The following is a 19,106-nucleotide window of genomic DNA, read 5'->3' as shown; positions in this document are numbered from 1 at the left end:
CGGCCCTAGCAGCGTTCCGCCGCCGCCCGTACGCATCGCACGGCCTCCGCCAGCTCGTCGGCGGGGGCCACTTTCGCGTCAGAGTCCACCGGGCGGCCGGCCGCGGTCCGCAGCGCCTCGACGAGGTCGTGGCCGGCCACCGCCAGCTGGTCGCCGGCCGCGAACATCCCGGCGTCCGGGAGCTCGTACGGCGTCTCTCCGGGCCGCTCGATCAGCTGCGCCCGGGCCGCCAACTGCCGTGCCAGCGCCAGCGCTTCGGCCGCCGCGCCCTGGTCGAGCCTGCTCTGCGGCAGGGTCCGGAGCCGGTCGGCGAGGGCGTCCACGGCGGTCTGCAAAGGGGTCACGTCAAGCACGTCGTGAGCCTATGCGCCACTCCCGGGTGGTTGCCAACGGCGGAACGCTCAGGCACGGTGTGCTGAAGAACCAGCATCGACCGCGTCCGGAGGCGCCGATGTCTCAGCTCTTCTCCGAAGAGACCCACCGGAACATGCTCTCCCGTATCCCGCACTGCACCGGCCGGGAAATCTCCGACTGGCTCCGCACCGTTGACGAAGGCCCCGCTCTCTTCCGCTTCGACGAAAAGGTCAGCTGGCTCCGTGGCGAGCACAACCTCGCGTACGGGCACGCCAAGGCGATCGTCCACGAACACGACCTCAGGCGCGCTGCGCGGAAGTTCTGACCTGCGATGACGGCCTTCGGCCGGGTCCGGTTCGGGACACGCGACAGACAGGGCGAAGGGCCCGCAGGCAGTGCCTGCGGGCCCTTCGCCCGGATGTCCCGCGACGCCGTGCGGCGTCAGTCGCCCCGGAGGATCGAGATCAGCCGCAGCATCTCCATGTAGATCCACACCAGGGTGAGGGTCAGGCCGAACGCCGCGAGCCAGGACTCCTCACGCGGGGCGCCGTAGGCGATGCCGTCCTCGACCTGCTTGAAGTCCAGGGCCAGGAACAGCGCGCCGAGCACCACGCCGACGACGCCGAACAGGATGCCCAGGCCGCCGCTGCGGAAGCCGAGGCCGTCCCCGCCGCCGAAGGCCATGAACGCCAGGTTGACCAGCGACAGCAGGACGAAGCCCAGGGCCGCGATCAGCACGAAGCGGGTGAAGCGGGCGGTGACCCGCACGATCCGCGTCTTGTAGGCGACCAGCATCGCGACGAACACCGCCATCGTGCCCAGCACCGCCTGCATGGGGGCGCCGTTCATCTTCGGCAGGCCGTTGAGGTAGCCGCTGAGCGCGCCGAGGAAGACACCCTCCAGGACGGCGTACGACAGGATCAGCGCGGGCGACGGCTTGCGCTTGAAGGACTGGACGAGGCCCAGCACCATCGCGACCAGGCCGGCGCCGACGGCGAAGCCGAGGTTCTCGGTCAGGAACAGCCAGCCGAGCGTGGCACCGACGACGACCGTGCCGAGCGTCAGCCCGGTGCGCGTGACGACGTCGTCCATCGTCATCGGGCGGGTCTGCGGTACGTACTGCGGCGGTGCCTGGGTGGTGGGCTGTGCGCCCTGGGCGTAGGGGTTCGTGCCGGCGTACGGGTTCGCGGTGGGGCCCCCGGCCTGCGGCGGTGCGTTGAAGCCCGCGTAGCCGGTGTCGCGGCTGAAGCCCCGTCGCGAGAAGACCGGGTTACTGCTCCTCATCTCACTCCTCCATGGCCGCCCTGCGCGGCCTTGACGGCAAGCGTAATGGCTTGGCAAAGACACGTCGCTAGTTCTTGAGCAGGATCTTTCCCCGATCCGGGGGTGACGCATCCGCCAAGAGGAGGACGTACGGGAGGGCGCGGAGGTGCCCGGCGGTGCGACCACCGCCGTACACGAACCGCTATTTCCCGTCGCTTCCCCCCACTTCGGCCTTCTTCCCTCCGCTTCCCCCTACATCCCCTCTCTTCCCCGCACCGCCCCGCGCCGCGTCCGATGAATACCTGATCGCAACGCAGGTCACACCGGGCCCAGGCAACCGATTCACCGGAGCGGCCGTCTTCTCCTCCGGCCGGGACCCTGGCGGGGGACCTCCGGATGACGAGTGGTCATGGTCCGAACGCCGGAGTGCCCTCCCCGATGCGCCGGTTACTCACTGTGCGTAGCGCCTTGGGCGCGATCGGTTTAAACCGAGGGTACACATAGGGCTATTCTGGCGGGAAACAGCAGCGAAAGAGGGTTGAGGTCCCTGTGCCTGACGTCTCAGTAGTCGTCATCGTCTACAACGACGCCGACCGGTTGCCGACCGCGGTCCAGTCCGTACTGGACCAAACGCTCCGGGACGTCGAGGTGGTGATCGTCGACGATTGCAGCACCGACCGTTCTTTCGAAGTCGCCCAGCAGCTCGCGGCCACCCACCCCGGGCGGGTGCGGGCCTTCCAGCTGCCGGAGAACAGCGGCGCCGGCGGCGAGCCGCGCAACGCCGGTATCCAGCACACCGAGGGCCGCTACGTCATGTTCCTGGACAGTGACGACGTCCTGGAGGTCAATGCGTGCCGGAATATGCTGGAGGCCGCCGAGGAAACCGACTCCGACATCGTTTCCGGCCTGTGCGTGCGACTGCACAAGGACACCCGAAACCAGAAGCGGGACGAGTGGTATTCCTGGCTGTATGCCACGACCCGCACCATCGAATCCGTCACGGAATTGCCGGACCTGTTCGTGTGGGACACCCTCTCCACGAACAAGTGCTATCGGCGCGAATTCCTCATCGAACATGACCTCCGCTTTCCCAAGGGCATGTTCTACGAGGACCTGATGTTTATCGCCGATGCCTATCTGGCGGCGAAGCGCATCACCCTGATCCCCAATCAGGTCTATTTCTGGCACGTATTCGAGCGGGCCGCCGTGAAGTCGGTGACGAACCGGCGACACGAAATGACGAACTACGCGCACCGGCTGGAGATCCACCGGCGTATCGACGCGCTGCTGGCCGAGCGCGGGCTGAGCGAGATGAAGCTCGCCAAGGACGTCAAATTCCTCAAGCACGACCTGGTGCTGCACCTGCGGGACCTGCCGTTCCGCGACGAGTCCTACCGTCGCGAGTTCGCCGAGCTCTCCCGGGACTACCTCGCCGGGATCGCCCCCGAGGCGTACGAGCGCGTCCAGCCGATACAGGCCATCTGCGCGTATCTGCTCCAGCAGGGTGACTGGGACAACCTGATCCCCGCGGTGGACACGCTCATCAACCGCGACAAGGTCTCCTCCCCGCTCGCCGAGCACGACGGGCGGATCTACTGGTGCGGCGGGCACTTCGACGACGCGTTCGGCCGCGAGGTGCTGGACGTCACCGACATCGGCTACCACGAGAAGCCGGTCAACCAGCTGTTCCTGCGCAACCAGCTGACCTCCTACCGCGAGTCCGGCGGGTCCGTCACGCTGGCCGGACGGATCACCAACCCGCTCGGCGTCATCCCGCCGGGCGCCGGCCTGAAGGGCGTGCTGGAGTTCAGCGCCCGGCGGCGCAGCCTGCAGTCCTTCCAGTTCCCGGTCCGGACGCTGCGCCACGAGGGTGACACCGTCCACTGGGAGGCCGCGGCGGACCTCACCGCCCGGCTGCGCCCGCTGGGCATCGTCGACACCATCTGGGACGTACGGCTGCGGCTGGACGTGGACGGGGCGCCCACCACGACCCGGCTGACCGTCGCCGACACCCCGCTGGCCGGCGGGCCCCCGGTCCGCCCGCGGCTGACGCGGATGGTCGCGGATCACCTGGAGCCGCACGCCTCGTCGAAGGGGCACCTGGCGTTCCGCCTGGTCAGTGAGAGCCGCAACGCCGAGCGCGTCCAGGAGCTGATCACCCGCGGGGTGCGCGGCACGCCGGGGACGCTGGCCAAGACCGGCTACCGCAAGGCGAAGGCGCTGCGCAAGAAGGTCACGTCGGGCGACAACAAGCTGCGCGCCTACCACGAGGTGTTCAGCCGGCTCCCGATCAAGAAGCGCACGGTCGTCTTCGAGAGCCACCTGGGCAAGCAGTACAGCGACAGCCCCCGCGCCATCTACGAGGAGATGCGCCGCCAGGGCCTGGACTTCGAGGCGATCTGGTCGTACGCCGGGTCCTCGAAGGACTTCCCGAAGGACGTCACCCTCGTCAAGCGCTGGTCGCTGCCGTACCTCAAGGCGCTGGCGCAGGCCGAGTTCTGGGTGGACAACCAGAGCTACCCGCTCAAGCTCACCAAGCGCCCGGAGACCACCTACCTCCAGACCTGGCACGGCTCGGCGCTGAAGAACATGGGCTTCGACCAGCCGTCGCTGAAGGCGCAGACCCGGCAGCAGCAGGCCGAGCAGCAGCGTTCCCTGGACCGCTTCGACCGCTTCCTGGTCCGCTCCGAGCACGACGTGCACACCCTCGCCAAGGCGTTCCGGCTCAAGGAGCGGACGCTGCTGCGGGTGGGCTACCCGCGCAACGACGCACTGGTGCGCGCCCGGGAGCGGGAGGAGGAGCTCGGCCGACGCGAACGCGGGCCGCTGGCCGCGGAGTTGGGCATTCCCGAGGACAAGACCGTGCTGCTTTACGCGCCGACGTTCCGCAAGGCGGGCGGCCGGCACGGGCGCTTCGAATTGCCCTTCGACGTGGAGCGTTTCGCGGACCGGTTCGGCGACCGCTATGTCCTCCTGGTGCGCTCGCACTACCTCAATCACGTGGTGCTGCCGCCGACCGTGCAGGGCCGGGTCATCGACGTCTCCGCGCGGCACGACGTGACGCCGATCCTGGCGCTGGCCGACGGGCTGATCACGGACTATTCGTCGGTGATGTTCGACTATGCGCTGCTCGACCGGCCGCTGGTCTTCTTCACCTACGACTACGACGAATACGTCCACGAGGGCCGCGGCACGTACTTCGATCTGCTGGAGCACGCGCCGGGCCCGGTGGTCCGCACCGAGGACGAATTCCACGAGGCGATCAAGTCGTTCGAGTCCCAGCCGCTCGATTACGCCAAGAGCCGTAAGGAATTCGTCGCCAAGTTCGGAGAATACGACCGGGGCGACGCCGCCCGGAGCATCGTCGACCAGTTCTTTGCGCAGTGGAGCCGTTGATGACCAAGCCGTACGCAGCCGAGCCGCGGGACATCTTCTTCGTCTCCAACAGCGTCAACGAGATGGGCGGCATCACCAGTTGGTCGCACCAGATGGCGCGCCTGTTCAGCGAGCGGGGCCACCGGGTGCACATCGTCGGCATCGTGCCGCCGCCCGAGGGGCGGGTCCACGAGCTGGCCGACGACCTGCCCTTCCGGACCACCACCCTCTACTCCGAGCACCCGCCATCGGTGCGCCCCGTACGCGGCCTCAAGGACCGGCTCAACGTCGCCGAGCAGCGCCGCCGGGCCGCCCGTGAGGCGGGGATGCAGCAGCAGGCGGCCAAGATGAGCGCGCTGTTCCGGGCGGCGAAGCCGGGCGGGATCGTGATCGTCACCCAGGTGTGGGCGATGGAGTGGGTCGCGCTGGCCGACACCGCCGGCCTGACCGTGATCGGAATGAGCCACGAATCGTTCGAAACCTGCCGTAAGTCCTCCCGCTTCGGCCGGGTCAAGCGGTTTTACGCGGACGTCGACCGGATGCTGACGCTCACCCGCGAGGACGCCGACCGCTGGATCCGGCAGCGGATGGACAACGTCGGCTTCATGCCGAACCCGCTGCCGTTCTTCCCCGACGTCCCCTCGGACCGGTCCCGCAAGTGCGTGGTCAGCATCGGCCGGCTGCACGAGGAGAAGGGCGTCGACCTGCTGCTGGAGGCGTGGGCGAAGGTCGCGCAGCAGCACCCGGACTGGACGCTGCGGATCTACGGCTCCGGCGAGGAGGCCGAGGCGCTGCGGAAGCTCGCGGCCGAGCTCGGGGTGACCTCGTCGGTGGAGTGGATGGGGCGGACCGCCGACGTCCCCGGGGCGCTGCGGGAGAGCGCGGTGTTCGCGCTGAGTTCGCGCGGTGAGGGCTTCCCGCTGGCCCCGATGGAGGCGATGGCGACCGCCGTGCCCTGTGTGGCCTTCGACGTCGCACCGGGAGTGCACGAGATCATCACGGACGGCGAGGACGGGTTCCTCGCTCCCCCGGGCAATATCACCGAATTCGCCCGGCATCTCGACACGTTGATGTCCGACAAGGACCTCCGGGACGCGATGGGCGAGGCCGCGCGGGAGAACATCCAGCGGTTCTCCACGGACGAGATTGTGGCCCGCTGGGAGAGCCTGTTCGCGCTCGTCGAGCGCTAGGGCAACACTCACCCGCCGACAACACAACAAAGCGAGGAGGGCCGCCGGCATTCACCGGCGGCCCTCCTCGTTGAATATTCAGTCAATCGCCTGTCTTTGACCCGCCGTTCGCGGGAGTGCCCGGAGCCGGACTTGAACCGGCACGGCCCGTAGGCCAGCGAGGTTTAAGCTCGCCGTGTCTGCATTCCACCATCCGGGCCTGGGATCCCCCATGCCACCTCAAAGAGGGCAGCACGAGCGTAGCCCGCAGCGCACGACGCAGTTCGGCCGCTCATCCCGAGGTTGTCTTATTTTATTGGCAACTGAGGGAGCATCAGCGCTGGGTACAGGCCGTAGGCACATGCCTGATGCCCCGCTCCGCCAGGACCCGCCGCGGCGCAAATTCGTGCCCGAATTGACGGAAACTCGATGCCTCCCTCCGTGGCCCCGTCACCCCTCCGGGTGGCGCCCCGAGGCCGCCGCGGAGCCAGCCGCGGCATCGGGGTTCGTCTCCTCCCCAGGGATGACCGAGCACCCCCCGGCTACTTCCCAGGTGTCGCCGAGGACGGTCACAGGGGTTGACGTCCCCGCCCCCTTTCCTGGCCCACGATGGAAAGGTCCGCCCGTCGTCCGTGGCACCGCCCCGGCCGCCCGCGGCTCCGATCACCCTCGTTGCGACAGGAGCTCCTTCCCGTGACCACCACCCACTCCGGCGTCTCCACCGCCAGCCGCACCACCGCGGTGGCCGCCCGCGCCACGGATCTCACCAAGGTCTACGGACAGGGCGAGACCCAGGTGGTCGCCCTGGACGCGGTCTCCGTCGACTTCCGGCAGGCCCAGTTCACCGCGATCATGGGTCCCTCCGGGTCCGGCAAGTCGACCCTGATGCACTGCATGGCCGGCCTGGACGCGATCTCCGGGGGCTCCGCCCGCATCGGCGACATCGAGCTGACCGGCCTCAAGGACAAGAAGCTCACCCAGCTGCGGCGCGACAAGATCGGCTTCATCTTCCAGGCGTTCAACCTGCTGCCGACGCTCACCGCCCTGGAGAACATCACCCTCCCCATGGACATCGCCGGCCGGAAGCCGGACCGCGCCTGGCTGGACCGCGTGGTGGAGACCGTCGGGCTCAGCGGCCGCCTCAAGCACCGCCCCAGCCAGCTCTCCGGCGGCCAGCAGCAGCGCGTCGCGGTGGCCCGGGCGCTCGCCTCCCGGCCCGAGATCATCTTCGCCGACGAGCCCACCGGCAACCTCGACTCCCGCTCCGGCGCCGAGGTGCTGGGCTTCCTGCGCAACTCCGTACGCGAACTGGGCCAGACCGTGGTGATGGTCACCCACGACCCGGTCGCCGCCGCCTACGCGGACCGCGTGGTCTTCCTCGCCGACGGCCGGATCGTCGACGACATGCCCGACCCCACCGCCGACATGGTCCTCGAACGGATGAAGGGCTTCGACGCCAAGGGCCGTACGAGCTGACCCGCGGCAGCCGCCACCCGACCTCCGGACCTCTCCTCCAGGACCCACTCATGTTCCGTACCGCCTTGCGCAATGTGCTCGCGCACAAGGCCCGGCTGCTGATGACCGTCCTCGCCGTCATGCTCGGCGTGGCCTTCGTCTCCGGCACCCTGGTCTTCACCTCGACCGTCTCCGACGCGTTCCGGGCCAGCTCCCAAAAGGGCTACGACAACGTCGACGTCGCCATCCAGCCGCGGTCCTCCGACAGCCGCACCGGCGCGCCCGGCGCGGCCCCGGCACTCGACCAGAAGCTGCTGGACAAGGCCGCCCACGTGCCCGGCGCGGCCTCCGCCACCGGCTCCGTCTCCGGCTTCACCGCCATTGCCGACAAGAAGGGGCAGCTGATCGGCAACGGCTTCTCCACCCGCGGCGGCAACTACTTCGCCGGCAAGGACGGCAAGGACGCCCGCTACCCGATGCGCAGCGGCGCCGCCCCCGAGGGCCCGCACGAGTTCGCGCTGGACGCGCACACCGCGGCCAAGGCCGGCTACAAGGTCGGCGACACCGTGCGGATCTCCGTCGACGGGCCGGTCCGCGAGCAGAAGCTGACCGGCGTCTTCACCACCGACGACGGCACCGTCGCGGCCGGCGGCAGCCTCGCGCTGTTCGACACCCCGACCGCGCAGAAGCTGTTCGCGGCGCCCGGCACGTTCAGCGAGATCGACGTCCGCGCCACGGCGGGCACCTCCCAGACCGCGCTGAAGTCCGCCGTCGAAAAGGTGCTGCCCAAGGACGGCGCCGAGGCCACCACCGGCAAGAAGCTCGCCGCCGACCAGGCCGAGAACATCGCCGAGAGCACGAACGGCATGCGGACCGCCCTGCTCGCCTTCGCCGGTATCGCGCTCTTCGTCGGCATCTTCATCATCGCCAACACCTTCACCATGCTGGTCGCCCAGCGCACCAAGGAACTGGCCCTGCTCCGCGCGGTCGGCGCGAGCCGCCGGCAGGTGACCCGCTCGGTGCTGCTGGAGGCGTTCCTCGTCGGCGCGGTCGCCGCGGTCACCGGCCTGGCCGCCGGCATCGGCATCGGCGCCGGTCTGCGCGCCCTGATGAGCAGCACCGGCGCGACCGTCCCCGACGGCCCCCTGGTGGTCTCGCCCTCGACCGTACTGGCGGCACTGCTGGTCGGCATCGTCGTCACCGTCCTGGCTGCCTGGCTGCCCGGCCGGCGCGCCGCGAAGATCCCGCCGGTCGCCGCGATGAGCAGCGTGCACGCCGCCGCCACCACCAAGTCGCTGGTCGTGCGCAACACCGTCGGCGCGCTGTTCGCGGGCGCCGGTGTCGCCGGGGTCCTGGTCGCCACCGGGATGTCCGACGGCAAGGCCGTGATGGGCGGCGGCGCGGTGCTGCTGCTGATCGGCGTGTTCGTCCTGACGCCGCTGCTGTCCCGCCCGCTGATCGCGCTGGCCGCGCCCGTGCTGCGCGCCTTCGGGATCTCCGGCACCCTCGCCCGGCAGAACGCGGTCCGCAACCCGCGCCGTACGGCCGCCACGGCCTCCGCGCTGATGGTCGGGCTGACGCTGATCACCGGCCTGACGGTGATCGCCGGCAGCGTGCAGCAGGGCATCGACAAGATGGCCACCGCCTCACTCAAGGCCGACTACGTCGTCTCCATGGCCACCCACACGCCGCTCTCCCCGGACGTGGCAAAGAAGCTCGGCAGCCTCGACGAGGTCACCGCCGTCAGCCCGCTGCGCAACTCCCCGTCCCGCATCGGCACCGCCCCCCAGTACCTGACCGGCGTCAACGGCAAGGACTTCGGGAAGCTCACCCGGCTCGACTTCACCAAGGGCGCGCTGGGCGACCTGCGCGGCGGCCGGACGGTCGTGGACGACATCACCGCCGCGAAGCAGGGCTGGCACCCCGGCTCCCGCCTCCCGGTCACGTTCGAGGACGGCAAGAAGGGCACGCTGACCGTCTCCGGTGTCTACCGGGGCAACCAGATGATCCACGGCATCCTCCTGGACAACGCAACGCTGGCGCCGCACCAGAAGCAGCTCACCGACCTGCAGGTGATGGTCAAGACGAAGCACGGCGCCACCGACGCCACCAAGGACACGCTGGTCAAGGCACTCGGCAAGAACCCGGCGATCTCCGTCTCCGACAAGAAGGACGTCACCGACGGCATCGCGAAGATGATCAATCTGCTGCTGAACATGCTCTACGGGCTGCTGGCCATGGCCGTGATCGTCGCGGTGCTCGGCGTCATCAACACGCTGGCGATGTCGGTCTTCGAACGCTCGCAGGAGATCGGCATGCTGCGCGCCATCGGCCTGGACCGCCGCGGCATCAAGCGCATGGTGCGCCTGGAGTCCCTGGTCATCTCCCTCTTCGGCGGGGTCCTCGGCATCGGCCTCGGGGTGTTCTTCGGCTGGGCGGCCGGTGAACTGATCGGCAGCTCCATGCCGACGTACGAACTGGTCCTGCCGTGGGGCCGGATGGGCGTCTTCCTCGGCCTGGCCGCCCTGGTCGGCGTCCTGGCCGCCCTCTGGCCGGCCCGCCGGGCGGCGCGGCTGAACATGCTGGCGGCCATTAAGGCCGAGTAGTTCCCACGTTGTTTTCCGTCCCGCCGTGGTGGTTTCTCTCCGTGGCGCCTGCGGCGGGCCGGGTTGTTGTCGGGTGCGGTGCCGGCCCTCCGGACTTCGTCCTGCGGTCCGTCCCCTCCCATGGGAGGGAATCTTGAAGGCCGGTAAGGGCGAGCGTGAATGATCACGCTCGCCCCCACCGGCCTTTACTTCTCCCACTACGGGAGGGGCCGCGCCGCAGGACGAAGTCCGGAGGAGCGGCACCGCACCCGACCACCCACGCCCGCCGCTGGGGGTACCTCCCACGCCCTTCAGGCAGTGGGGGAGCAACGGCGAGCAACACCCACGGCAGGACGGACAACAACGTGGGATCAGCCCCAGCTACGTTCGCGAAGGCGTAGGCCCGACGTTCCCGAGTCCGGGGTGCGGACTGCCAGGACCTGGTTGACTCCTATGCGGTTCCGCTCGAAGGACAGGGCCGACGCCGCCATGTAGAGCCGCCAGACCCGCGCCCGTCCCGGGGACGTCAGGCGCACCGCCGCGTCCCAGTGCTGCTCCAGGTTGGCGACCCACTGCCGCAGCGTCAGGGCGTAGTGCTCCCGGATTCCCTCCACGTCCCGTACCTCGAACCCGGCGTCCTCCAGCTGGGCCACCGTCCGCCCGAGCGGTGCCAGCTCGCCGTCGGGGAAGACGTAGCGGTCGATGAAATCGTCGACGCGGTACGACGCCTCGTCGACCACCGGCCGCCGCGCGATCTGGTGGTTGAGCAGCCGTCCGCCGGGCCTCAGCAGCGCGTACAGCGCGCTCGCGTACTCGGCGTACCGGGCCCGGCCCACGTGCTCGGCCATCCCGATCGAGGAGATGGCGTCGAACGGCTCGTCCTTGATCTCGCGGTAGTCCTGCACCCGGATCTCGATCCGGTCGGCGAGCCCGGCCTCGGCGATCCGCTTGCGGGCGAAGGTGGCCTGTTCCTCGGAGAGGGTGATGCCGACGGCCCGTACGCCGTACTCGCGGGCGGCGTGCAGCACCATCGAGCCCCAGCCACAGCCCACGTCCAGCAGCCGCTGGCCCTCCTTGAGGCCGAGCTTGCGGCAGATCAGGTCGAGCTTGTCGCGCTGGGCGTCCTCCAGGCTCGCGGCGGGGTCCTCGTCGGTCCCCCAGTACGCGCAGGAGTAGACCATGGACGGGCCGAGGACCAGCGCGTAGAAGTCGTTGCCGACGTCGTAGTGGTGGCTGATGGCTTCCTTGTCACGCAGCAGGGTGTGCAGCGGTCCCCGGCGGCGTCTGACCTCTTCGGCGGGCGGGGTGGGCGGTACGGGGGCGCCGGCCAGGGCCAGCAGTTCCCGGGCGGCGGCGCGCAGCTCCGGGCGGGCCAGGGCGCGCAGCGCGGCGGCCCGCGGCGATGCGGTGGCCGCGTCGCGCTCCCAGAGCAGCCCGGCAAGCAGATCGAGCGCCTCGTAGAGGTCGCCCTCGATGTCCAGGTCACCGGCCACCCAGCCGCGGGCCAGGCCCAGTTCGCCGGGCTTGAACAGCAGCCGGCGCAGCGCGCGGCGATGGCGGATGACGAGCACGGGTGCCCCCGGCGGGCCGGACTCGCTGCGGTCCCAGGCGCGGATGCGCACCGGGAGCGGCTTTCCCAGTACCTCCTCGGCGAGCTTGGTGAGCCGTCCAGCGGCGTCGGCCATGTCGCACACCTCCGTGTTGACGAGTCGGGCGAAGAAGATTCACCCACCACCTAAAACGCCAAGAAGGCGCCCGGATAGTCCCGTTCACACGCAAGGGAACCGCAAACCGCCCGCATTTCGCCACGGCGCACACGCCGAAGGGCGCCCGCCCCACGGATGGCGGACGCCCTTCGGGCTGGTCGGAGTACCCGACCGGTGGTTCAGGAAGCCTTGGCCTTCGGCTTGTCGCCGGCGGCGGCCGGCGCGGGGGCCGGCTTGGCCGCCTCGTAGAACTCCTCGCGGGGGTTCTCCATGGCGCCGAGCGAGACGACCTCGCGCTTCAGGAACATGGCCAGCGTCCAGTCGGCGAAGACCCGGATCTTGCGGTTGAACGTCGGCATCGCCATGCCGTGGTACGCGCGGTGCATGTACCAGGCGAGACGGCCCTTGAGCTTGATCTTCACCTTGCCCATGACGATCATCGCGACGCCCTTGTGCAGGCCGAGACCGGCGACCGCACCCTTGTTGGCGTGGCTGTAGTCCTTCTGCGGGAAGCCCCGCATGCCGGAGACCACGTTGTCGCCGAGGATCTTGGCCTGCCGCAGCGCGTGCTGCGCGTTCGGCGGGCACCAGGCGTTCTCGTTGCCGTTCTTGCGGCCGACCAGGTCCGGGACCTGGGCGTTGTCGCCCGCGGCCCAGATGTAGTCGGTGCCCTGCACCTGGAGGGTGGGGGCGGTGTCGACGTGACCGCGCGGGCCGAGCGGCAGGCCGAAGCGGGCCAGCGCCGGGTTGGGCTTGACGCCCGCGGTCCACACGATGGTGTTGGAGTCGACCTCGAGGCCGTTGTTGAGCTTCACGTGGCCGTCGACGCAGGAGTCCATGCCGGTCTTGAGGTAGACCTCGACGCCACGGGCCTCGAGGTGCTCCTTGCCGTAGGCGCCGAGCTTGGGACCGACCTCGGGGAGGATCTTGTCGGCGACGTCGACCAGCAGGAAGCGCATGTCCTCGCGCTTCACGTTGTTGTAGTACTTCGCGGCGTCGCGGGCCATGTCCTCGACCTCACCGACGGTCTCCGCGCCGGCGAAGCCGCCACCGACGAACACGAAGGTCAGCGCCTTGCGGCGGACGTCCTCGTCGGTCGTGGAGTCAGCCTTGTCCAGCTGCTCCAGGACGTGGTTGCGCAGGCCGATGGCCTCCTCCACGCCCTTCATGCCGATGCCCTGCTCGGCGAGGCCGGGGATCGGGAAGGTCCGGGAGACGGCGCCGAGGGCGATCACGAGGTAGTCGAAGGGCAGCTCGTACGCCTCGCCCACCAGCGGGGCGATCGTGGCGACCTTGCGGTCCTGGTCGATGGTGGTGACCCGGCCGGTGAGGACCTCCGCCTTCGGCAGCACGCGTCGCAGCGGGACGACGACGTGCCGGGGGGAGATGCTGCCGGCGGCGGCTTCGGGGAGGAAGGGCTGATAGGTCATGTACGACCGCGGGTCGACGACCGTGACGGTCGCCTCGCCGTAGCGCATCTTCTTGAGGATGCGCCGAGCTGCGTACAGGCCTACGTACCCACCGCCTACTACGAGGATCCTGGGACGCTCCGTGGTGCTCATGCAATCGAGTATCCACCCCCACATGGGGGGTCGCTCGTGAGCCCCTTCACAAGGACCGAGGGGGTATCTGCTACACTCCGCCGGCTTCGTGACCGACGCCATAGCGGGAAACGGAACCACCGTAGTACGCGAGGCGTTGGAGACCCCCGTTGATCAGGGCTTGTCGGCCCCGCGACGGGGCGATCGGGCCTCCCGCGGCCACTCCCCCGGACTATCGGAACCCGCGCAATCCCGGGGTCGAGAGGCCCCGGAACCTTCGAATGACGGTCGGACGATCAGATTGTTCGCCCAACAGGAGGCTTTTTCATGTGAAGGATTTCACGAACTTTCTTCCCGGACTCCCCCGCGAAGCCCCGTGAGACCCCCCGGAAGCCGCTCAGAAGGGCGTCCGCCCCGCTCAAAAGCCCGGCCGGCAGAGGCCGTTGCCCGGCGACGACGTCGATCATCATCCCCAAAGCGTCATCCACTCCGAGCAGCGCGTGTACACAGGGGTGCGTACACTTCCCTTATGGCTGAGAGCACTGTGACCGTACGGGAAGCCCGTGCACACCTGGCGGACCACATCAATCGTGCCGAGGAGGGCTCACCCACAGTGATCACCCGCAATGGCATACCGGTGGCGGCCGTGGTGCCGATCGCGGACTTCGACGCGCTTGAGGAGGCAGCCGATGTGTTGCTGGCCCGGGAGGCGGAAGCGGTGCTGGCCGAGGGCGGCCCGACCGTAACCATGGCCGAGCTGCTGGCAGACCTGTTCACCGAGCCCTCCGAAGGCGCGACGTGAAGTACGCGTTCCGGTTCACCACAGCGGCACAGCGGCAACTTCGAGCCATCGACCGGCCTGCCGCCATGCGCATCCTGGCCGCGCTGACCGCGCTCGGCGACGATCCGTACCGTGAGGACGCCGACATCAAGAAGCTCACCGGCCCGTCGGGCCTTTATCGGCTCCGGGTCGGCAGCTACCGGGTCGCCTATCAGGTCGAAGACGGCGAACTCATCATCCTCGTCGTCAAGATCGGCGACCGGCGCGACGTCTACCGCACCACCTGAGAGCAGGCGACCCGGAGCCCTGAGACTCCGGGTCGCCTCACAGCCAGAGGGTCACGCGTCGTCGAGTGCCGCGTGCCAGGCGATGCCGTCCAGGATGTCGTGCTCGCTGACGACGACCTCCTCGGCGCCCGTGCGCTCCATGATCGACAGCAGTACGAGCGTGCCCGCGGCGATCACGTCGACCCGGCCGGGGTGGAGGACGGGGATGGCCGCGCGCTCGGCGTGGGTGGAGGACAGCAGGTGCTCGGTGATCTCGCGGACCTTGGCCAGCGGGATCCGGGCGTGGTGGATGGCGTCGGAGTCGTAGTGGTCCAGGCCCAGCGCGATGCCGGCGACGGTGGTGACCGAGCCGGCCAGGCCCACCAGGGTGGCGGCCTCGCGCAGCGGGACGGTCTCCTCGGCCCGGTCCAGCGCCGCGGCGATGTCGGCCTTCATCGCCTCGACCTGACCCGCGGTCGGCGGATCGGTGAATTCGTCGCCGTGCACCAGATGCCGCTCGGTCATCCGGACGCAGCCGACGTCGACCGAGCGGGCGGCGCGTACCGCCTCGTCGCCGAGGACGAACTCGGTGGAGCCGCCGCCGATGTCCACCACCAGGAAGGGCCTGGCCAGGTCGGCCCGGCCGAGCAGTTCCTTGGTGGCGCCGTTGAAGGAGAACTCCGCCTCCTGGTCCCCCGTGATCACCTCAGGCCGCACGCCCAGGATGTCCACCACGCCGCGGACGAAGTCCTCGCGGTTCTCCGCGTCACGGGAGGCGGAGGTCGCCACGAAGCGGACCTGCTCGGCGCCCAGGCTCTTGATCACCGCGGCGTACTCCCGGCAGGCCGCGAAGGTGCGCTCCAGCGCCTCGGGCGCCAGCCGGCCGGTGCGGTCCACTCCCTGGCCGAGCCGGACGATCTGCATCCGGCGGTCGAGTTCCTTCAGCTCGCCGGTCTCCGGGGAGACGTCCGCGACCAGCAGCCGGATGGAGTTCGTACCGCAGTCGACGGCCGCGACGCGCTTCACTCGGACTCTCCCTCGTCGCTCCCGCCGCACGGGTTCACGCACGGCCCCTTCTTCCACCACTCCGGCAGCATCGCGAGCGCCTCGTCGCCGAGCGGGTTGACGCCCGGCCCGGCCGCCAGCGAGTGGCCGACGAGCACGTGCAGGCACTTGACCCGGTCGGGCATGCCGCCCGCGCTCGGGAAGCCCTGGAGCACCTCGATGGCGTCGCGGCGCCGGATGTAGTCCTCGTGGGCCGCGCGGTAGGCGGCGGCCAGCTCCGGGTCGGTCGCCAGCCGTTCGCTCATCTCCTTCATCACGCCGTTGGCCTCCAGCGTGCCGATCGCGGAGGCCGCGCGCGGGCAGGTGAGGTAGTAGAGCGTGGGGAAGGGCGTGCCGTCATCGAGGCGCGGCGCCGTCTCGACGACGTCCGGCTGCCCGCAGGGGCAGCGGTGCGCGATGGCGCGCAGGCCGCGCGGCGGGCGGCCGAGCTGCTGCTTGAAGGCGGCGATGTCCGCGGCGGTGGGCTCGGTGGGCTCGGTCTGGGGCGGAGGGGTTTCCATGTGCGCTTTCGGTGAGTGGGTGGTGGGGCGGCGGTACGGGCCGCCGTCCCTGTCGACAGTACGGCCCCGCGCGGGCCTGCGGTACGGGCCGGGGCACCCCGGCGGTGCGGCCGCTACCGCTTGTCGGCCGCGTCGACCGCGCTCCACAGGTTCTCGTACCAGGGGCGCTGCGCGGCCTGCGAGCCCTTGGGGGCGGCGCTCGTGCCCGAGCCGTCCCGGACGAGGTAGCCGGTCTCGCCCGGCATGACGTAGTGCAGATGCCGCCGGGCCTGCTGGCGGACGTACGCCGGATCCTGCCACCGGGCCTTCTGCTCGCGCAGCCGTTCCAGTGCGGCGCCGGCGTCCTGGGCCTTGCGGCGCTGGTCGGCGATGTCGGAGCGCTGGGAGACGTACTGCCTTATCGGGTACGCGAGCGCCACGACCAGGGAGCACATCACCAGCGCCAGCAGCGCGGCACGGCCGGTGAGGCGGTTGCGGCGGGCCGGACGGGCGCGGTAGACGCGGGCGGCGGCCTGCTCACCGAGCGCCTTGAGTCGGGTCGCGGTCGAGAACCGGTCCGCGGGCACGTCGTCTCCCCTCGCCGGCTGACGCCGGTCTGCATCAAGCACGTACGTCCCCGGCAACGGTACGGGACCGTCGCCGGGGACGTACGAGGTGCTCGGCCGTAACGTCAGCCGATCAGCCGTTCCCGGGGAACGCCGTTTCGTGCTGACCGGTCGGCGGAGCGCTGTGCCTACTGGTTCGCGGAACGGAACCGCGGGAAGGCCGAGCGGCCGGCGTACACCGCGGCGTCGTCGAGGATCTCCTCGATGCGCAGCAGCTGGTTGTACTTGGCGACGCGCTCGGAGCGGGCCGGGGCGCCGGTCTTGATCTGGCCGCAGTTGGTGGCGACGGCGAGGTCGGCGATGGTGACGTCCTCGGTCTCGCCGGAGCGGTGCGACATCATGCACTTGAAGCCGTTGCGCTGGGCCAGCTCGACGGCGTCCAGGGTCTCGGTCAGCGAGCCGATCTGGTTGACCTTCACCAGCAGCGCGTTGGCGGAGCCCTCCTCGATGCCGCGGGCGAGGCGCTCGGGGTTGGTGACGAACAGGTCGTCGCCGACCAGCTGGACCTTGGCGCCGAGCTTGTCGGTGATGACCTTCCAGCCGGCCCAGTCGTCCTCGAACAGCGGGTCCTCGATGGAGACCAGCGGGTACGCGGCGACGAGCTCCTCGTAGTACTCGGTCATCTGGGCGGCCGAGCGGGTCTGGCCCTCGAACTCGTACGAGCCGTCCTTGTAGAACTCGGAGGCGGCGACGTCCAGGGCGAGCGCGATGTCCTGGCCCGGGGCGTAACCGGCCTGCGTGATGGCCTCAAGGATGAGGTCGAGCGCCTCGCGGTTGGAGCCCAGGTTCGGGGCGAAGCCGCCCTCGTCGCCGAGGCCGGTGGACAGCCCGCGCTCCTTCAGGACCTTCTTGAGGGTGTGGTAGACCTCGGCGCCCCAGCGCAGCGCCTCGGAGAAGGACTCGGCGCCGATCGGCGCGATCATGAACTCCTGGATGTCCACGTTGGAGTCGGCGTGCGAGCCGCCGTTCAGGATGTTCATCATCGGCACGGGCAGCACGTGCGCGTTCGGGCCGCCGAGGTAGCGGAACAGCGGGAGGTCGCTGGCCTCGGAGGCGGCGTGCGCGACGGCGAGGGAGACGCCGAGGATGGCGTTGGCGCCGAGCGAGCCCTTGTTGTCGGTGGCGTCCAGGTCGAACATGGCCTGGTCGATCAGCCGCTGCTCGGTCGCGTCGTAGCCGACGAGCTCCGGGCCGATCTGCTCGATGACGGCGAGGACGGCCTTCTCGACGCCCTTGCCGAGGTAGCGGTTCGGGTCGCCGTCGCGGAGCTCGATGGCCTCGAAGGCGCCGGTCGAGGCACCGGACGGCACGGCGGCACGGCCCGTGCTGCCGTCGTCGAGGCCGACCTCGACCTCGACCGTGGGATTACCTCGCGAGTCGAGAATTTCGCGGGCTACGACGACGTCGATGGACGGCACGTTGTCTCCTTCATGGGTGTCTGGAGTTCTGCAGCACGAGCCTAACGGCCCCGAGCTCGTCCGCTTGCGCGCGGCCCGCTCTGTGGGACGGAACGGCCCGGAAAGCTTCCCGAAAGCCCAGTTCACGGACTTTCCGCAGCATTGTTCGCCGAACGGGAAAAACGCGGGAAGGTGCCGGTCAGGGGCGTGTGCGCGGGGGTGGACGGAGAAGCCCCGCCGCGGGGCGCCCGGGGGAGGGTGCGCCGCGGCGGGGCTGTATCGGGAGGCCGGCTCCGGCAGGGCCGGGGCCCGCCGTCCGGACCGGGCTCCTCAGGGCCCGCCGCCCGGGCCCGGGAGGAGTCCCGGTGCGGGGACGGCTCAGACCTCGAGCTTCTGGCCGGGGAAGATCAGGTTCGGGTTGCCGCCGATGACCGACTTGTTGGCCGCGTAGACCGACTTCCAGTTGGTGCCGTGGGCCTTGGCGATCTTGGCGAGGGTGTCGCCCGCCTTGACGGTGTAGTTGCCGTGGCCCAGGGACTTGCGCTCGGTGGAGCGCGAGGCGTGCTCGGGAGCGGCCGGGGCCTTCTTCGCCTCGACCTTGCCCTGGTCCTGCTGGGGCGCGGACTTGGTCTGCGCGGAGGAGCCGGAGGTGTCGACGTCGGGGGACGGACCGCCGGAGGTCAGGCCGCCCGCGCCGGCGCAGGACCAGGCGCCGGGGCCCTGGATGGCGAGAAGCTTCTCGGCGGCGGCGATCTGCTGGGACTTGGTGGCCAGGTCGGCGCGCGCCGCGTACTGGGTGCCACCGGCGGCGGCCCAGCTGGAGTTGGAGAACTGCAGGCCACCGTAGTAGCCGTTACCGGTGTTGATCGACCAGTTGCCACCGGACTCGCACTGGGCGACCTTGTCCCAGGTGGCGACCGAGGCGGCGGAGGCGGAGGTGGCGCCCATCAGCGGGACGGCGACGGCGGCACCGGCCACACCGGCGAGGGTGGCGACGCGGACGGCCTTGGAGGGACGACGGTGCTTGCCCTTGAAGATCAGCAT

Annotated in this window: 16 protein-coding genes and 1 tRNA gene; 7 read left to right on the top strand and 10 right to left on the bottom strand. The window is 70.0% G+C overall.

The genetic code is table 11. The features are described from left to right. Positions 1-5 precede the first annotated feature (5 nt). On the bottom strand, positions 6-353 hold the full coding sequence (locus SL103_RS03875; protein WP_069567372.1) for a hypothetical protein: 348 nt from the start codon (positions 351-353) through the stop codon (positions 6-8). 98 nt (positions 354-451) lie between these two features. Between SL103_RS03875 and SL103_RS03870 the strand changes: the two genes are divergently transcribed. Then, positions 452-679, top strand: a complete 228-nt coding sequence (locus SL103_RS03870; RefSeq protein WP_006605171.1) for a DUF4287 domain-containing protein — start codon at positions 452-454, stop codon at positions 677-679. A 116-nt stretch (positions 680-795) separates the two neighbouring features. Here the strand turns inward: SL103_RS03870 and SL103_RS03865 are convergent, their stop codons facing one another. After that, positions 796-1,638 carry a Bax inhibitor-1/YccA family protein gene (locus SL103_RS03865; RefSeq protein ID WP_069567371.1) on the bottom strand — a complete coding sequence of 281 codons (843 nt, stop codon included), beginning with the start codon at positions 1,636-1,638 and terminating at the stop codon, positions 796-798. Positions 1,639-2,166: 528 nt separating this feature from the next. Here SL103_RS03865 and SL103_RS03860 point away from each other — a divergent pair. Both SL103_RS03860 and SL103_RS03855 read left to right on the top strand, forming a co-directional pair. Further along, complete coding sequence (locus SL103_RS03860; RefSeq protein ID WP_069567369.1) at positions 2,167-5,013, top strand: bifunctional glycosyltransferase/CDP-glycerol:glycerophosphate glycerophosphotransferase; 2,847 nt, start codon at positions 2,167-2,169, stop codon at positions 5,011-5,013. Next, entirely contained in the window at positions 5,013-6,182 is a 1,170-nt protein-coding gene (locus tag SL103_RS03855; RefSeq protein WP_069567367.1) for a glycosyltransferase, read from the top strand. Before SL103_RS03860 ends, SL103_RS03855 begins: the two co-directional genes overlap by 1 nt. 117 nt (positions 6,183-6,299) lie before the next feature. Here SL103_RS03855 and SL103_RS03850 read toward each other — a convergent pair. Continuing rightward, a tRNA-Leu gene (locus tag SL103_RS03850) sits at positions 6,300-6,381 on the bottom strand. A 473-nt stretch (positions 6,382-6,854) separates the two neighbouring features. Between SL103_RS03850 and SL103_RS03845 the strand changes: the two genes are divergently transcribed. After that, on the top strand, positions 6,855-7,637 hold the full coding sequence (locus tag SL103_RS03845) for an ABC transporter ATP-binding protein (RefSeq protein ID WP_069567365.1): 783 nt from the start codon (positions 6,855-6,857) through the stop codon (positions 7,635-7,637). A 50-nt stretch (positions 7,638-7,687) separates the two neighbouring features. Next, entirely contained in the window at positions 7,688-10,222 is a 2,535-nt protein-coding gene (locus SL103_RS03840; protein WP_069567363.1) for an ABC transporter permease, read from the top strand. A gap of 350 nt (positions 10,223-10,572) precedes the next feature. Here SL103_RS03840 and SL103_RS03835 read toward each other — a convergent pair whose 3' ends face one another. Beyond that, entirely contained in the window at positions 10,573-11,886 is a 1,314-nt protein-coding gene (locus SL103_RS03835) for an SAM-dependent methyltransferase (protein WP_069567362.1), read from the bottom strand. Between the two features lie 200 nt (positions 11,887-12,086). Then, positions 12,087-13,469, bottom strand: a complete 1,383-nt coding sequence (locus SL103_RS03830) for an NAD(P)/FAD-dependent oxidoreductase (protein ID WP_069567360.1) — start codon at positions 13,467-13,469, stop codon at positions 12,087-12,089. Positions 13,470-13,977: 508 nt separating this feature from the next. Here SL103_RS03830 and SL103_RS03825 point away from each other — a divergent pair. Beyond that, positions 13,978-14,250, top strand: coding sequence for a type II toxin-antitoxin system Phd/YefM family antitoxin (locus tag SL103_RS03825; protein ID WP_069567358.1), 273 nt, complete (start codon positions 13,978-13,980; stop codon positions 14,248-14,250). Continuing rightward, complete coding sequence (locus SL103_RS03820) at positions 14,247-14,516, top strand: type II toxin-antitoxin system RelE family toxin (RefSeq protein ID WP_069567356.1); 270 nt, start codon at positions 14,247-14,249, stop codon at positions 14,514-14,516. Before SL103_RS03825 ends, SL103_RS03820 begins: the two co-directional genes overlap by 4 nt. A gap of 51 nt (positions 14,517-14,567) precedes the next feature. Here SL103_RS03820 and SL103_RS03815 read toward each other — a convergent pair whose 3' ends face one another. The 5 genes from SL103_RS03815 to SL103_RS03795 all read right to left on the bottom strand — a co-directional run bounded on the left by SL103_RS03815 (position 14,568) and on the right by SL103_RS03795 (position 19,106). Then, positions 14,568-15,521 (bottom strand): Ppx/GppA phosphatase family protein, encoded by a 954-nt coding sequence (locus tag SL103_RS03815; protein ID WP_069567354.1) that lies wholly within the window; start codon positions 15,519-15,521, stop codon positions 14,568-14,570. Further along, positions 15,518-16,060: a DUF501 domain-containing protein gene (locus SL103_RS03810; protein WP_069567352.1), complete on the bottom strand. Its 543-nt coding sequence runs from the start codon at positions 16,058-16,060 to the stop codon at positions 15,518-15,520. The genes SL103_RS03815 and SL103_RS03810 overlap by 4 nt, the downstream gene beginning before the upstream one ends. 113 nt (positions 16,061-16,173) lie before the next feature. Further along, positions 16,174-16,626 (bottom strand): FtsB family cell division protein, encoded by a 453-nt coding sequence (locus SL103_RS03805; RefSeq protein ID WP_069567350.1) that lies wholly within the window; start codon positions 16,624-16,626, stop codon positions 16,174-16,176. A gap of 167 nt (positions 16,627-16,793) precedes the next feature. Then, complete coding sequence (gene eno, locus SL103_RS03800) at positions 16,794-18,083, bottom strand: phosphopyruvate hydratase (protein WP_033266550.1); 1,290 nt, start codon at positions 18,081-18,083, stop codon at positions 16,794-16,796. Between the two features lie 357 nt (positions 18,084-18,440). Further along, positions 18,441-19,106 (bottom strand): transglycosylase family protein, encoded by a 666-nt coding sequence (locus tag SL103_RS03795; protein WP_069567348.1) that lies wholly within the window; start codon positions 19,104-19,106, stop codon positions 18,441-18,443.

Source organism: Streptomyces lydicus, assembly GCF_001729485.1.
In the GTDB taxonomy this organism is placed as follows: domain Bacteria; phylum Actinomycetota; class Actinomycetes; order Streptomycetales; family Streptomycetaceae; genus Streptomyces; species Streptomyces lydicus_D.
This window is presented reverse-complemented; position numbering and strand designations above follow the sequence as displayed.

Coding starts and splice junctions, on each gene's coding strand:
- SL103_RS03865 (WP_069567371.1), bottom strand. CDS start 1,638: ATGAGGAGCAGTAACCCGGTCTTCTCGCGACGGGGCTTCAGCCGCGAC.
- SL103_RS03840 (WP_069567363.1), top strand. CDS start 7,688: ATGTTCCGTACCGCCTTGCGCAATGTGCTCGCGCACAAGGCCCGGCTG.
- SL103_RS03795 (WP_069567348.1), bottom strand. CDS start 19,106: ATGCTGATCTTCAAGGGCAAGCACCGTCGTCCCTCCAAGGCCGTCCGC.
- SL103_RS03835 (WP_069567362.1), bottom strand. CDS start 11,886: ATGGCCGACGCCGCTGGACGGCTCACCAAGCTCGCCGAGGAGGTACTG.
- SL103_RS03830 (WP_069567360.1), bottom strand. CDS start 13,469: ATGAGCACCACGGAGCGTCCCAGGATCCTCGTAGTAGGCGGTGGGTAC.
- SL103_RS03870 (WP_006605171.1), top strand. CDS start 452: ATGTCTCAGCTCTTCTCCGAAGAGACCCACCGGAACATGCTCTCCCGT.
- SL103_RS03825 (WP_069567358.1), top strand. CDS start 13,978: ATGGCTGAGAGCACTGTGACCGTACGGGAAGCCCGTGCACACCTGGCG.
- SL103_RS03810 (WP_069567352.1), bottom strand. CDS start 16,060: ATGGAAACCCCTCCGCCCCAGACCGAGCCCACCGAGCCCACCGCCGCG.
- SL103_RS03855 (WP_069567367.1), top strand. CDS start 5,013: ATGACCAAGCCGTACGCAGCCGAGCCGCGGGACATCTTCTTCGTCTCC.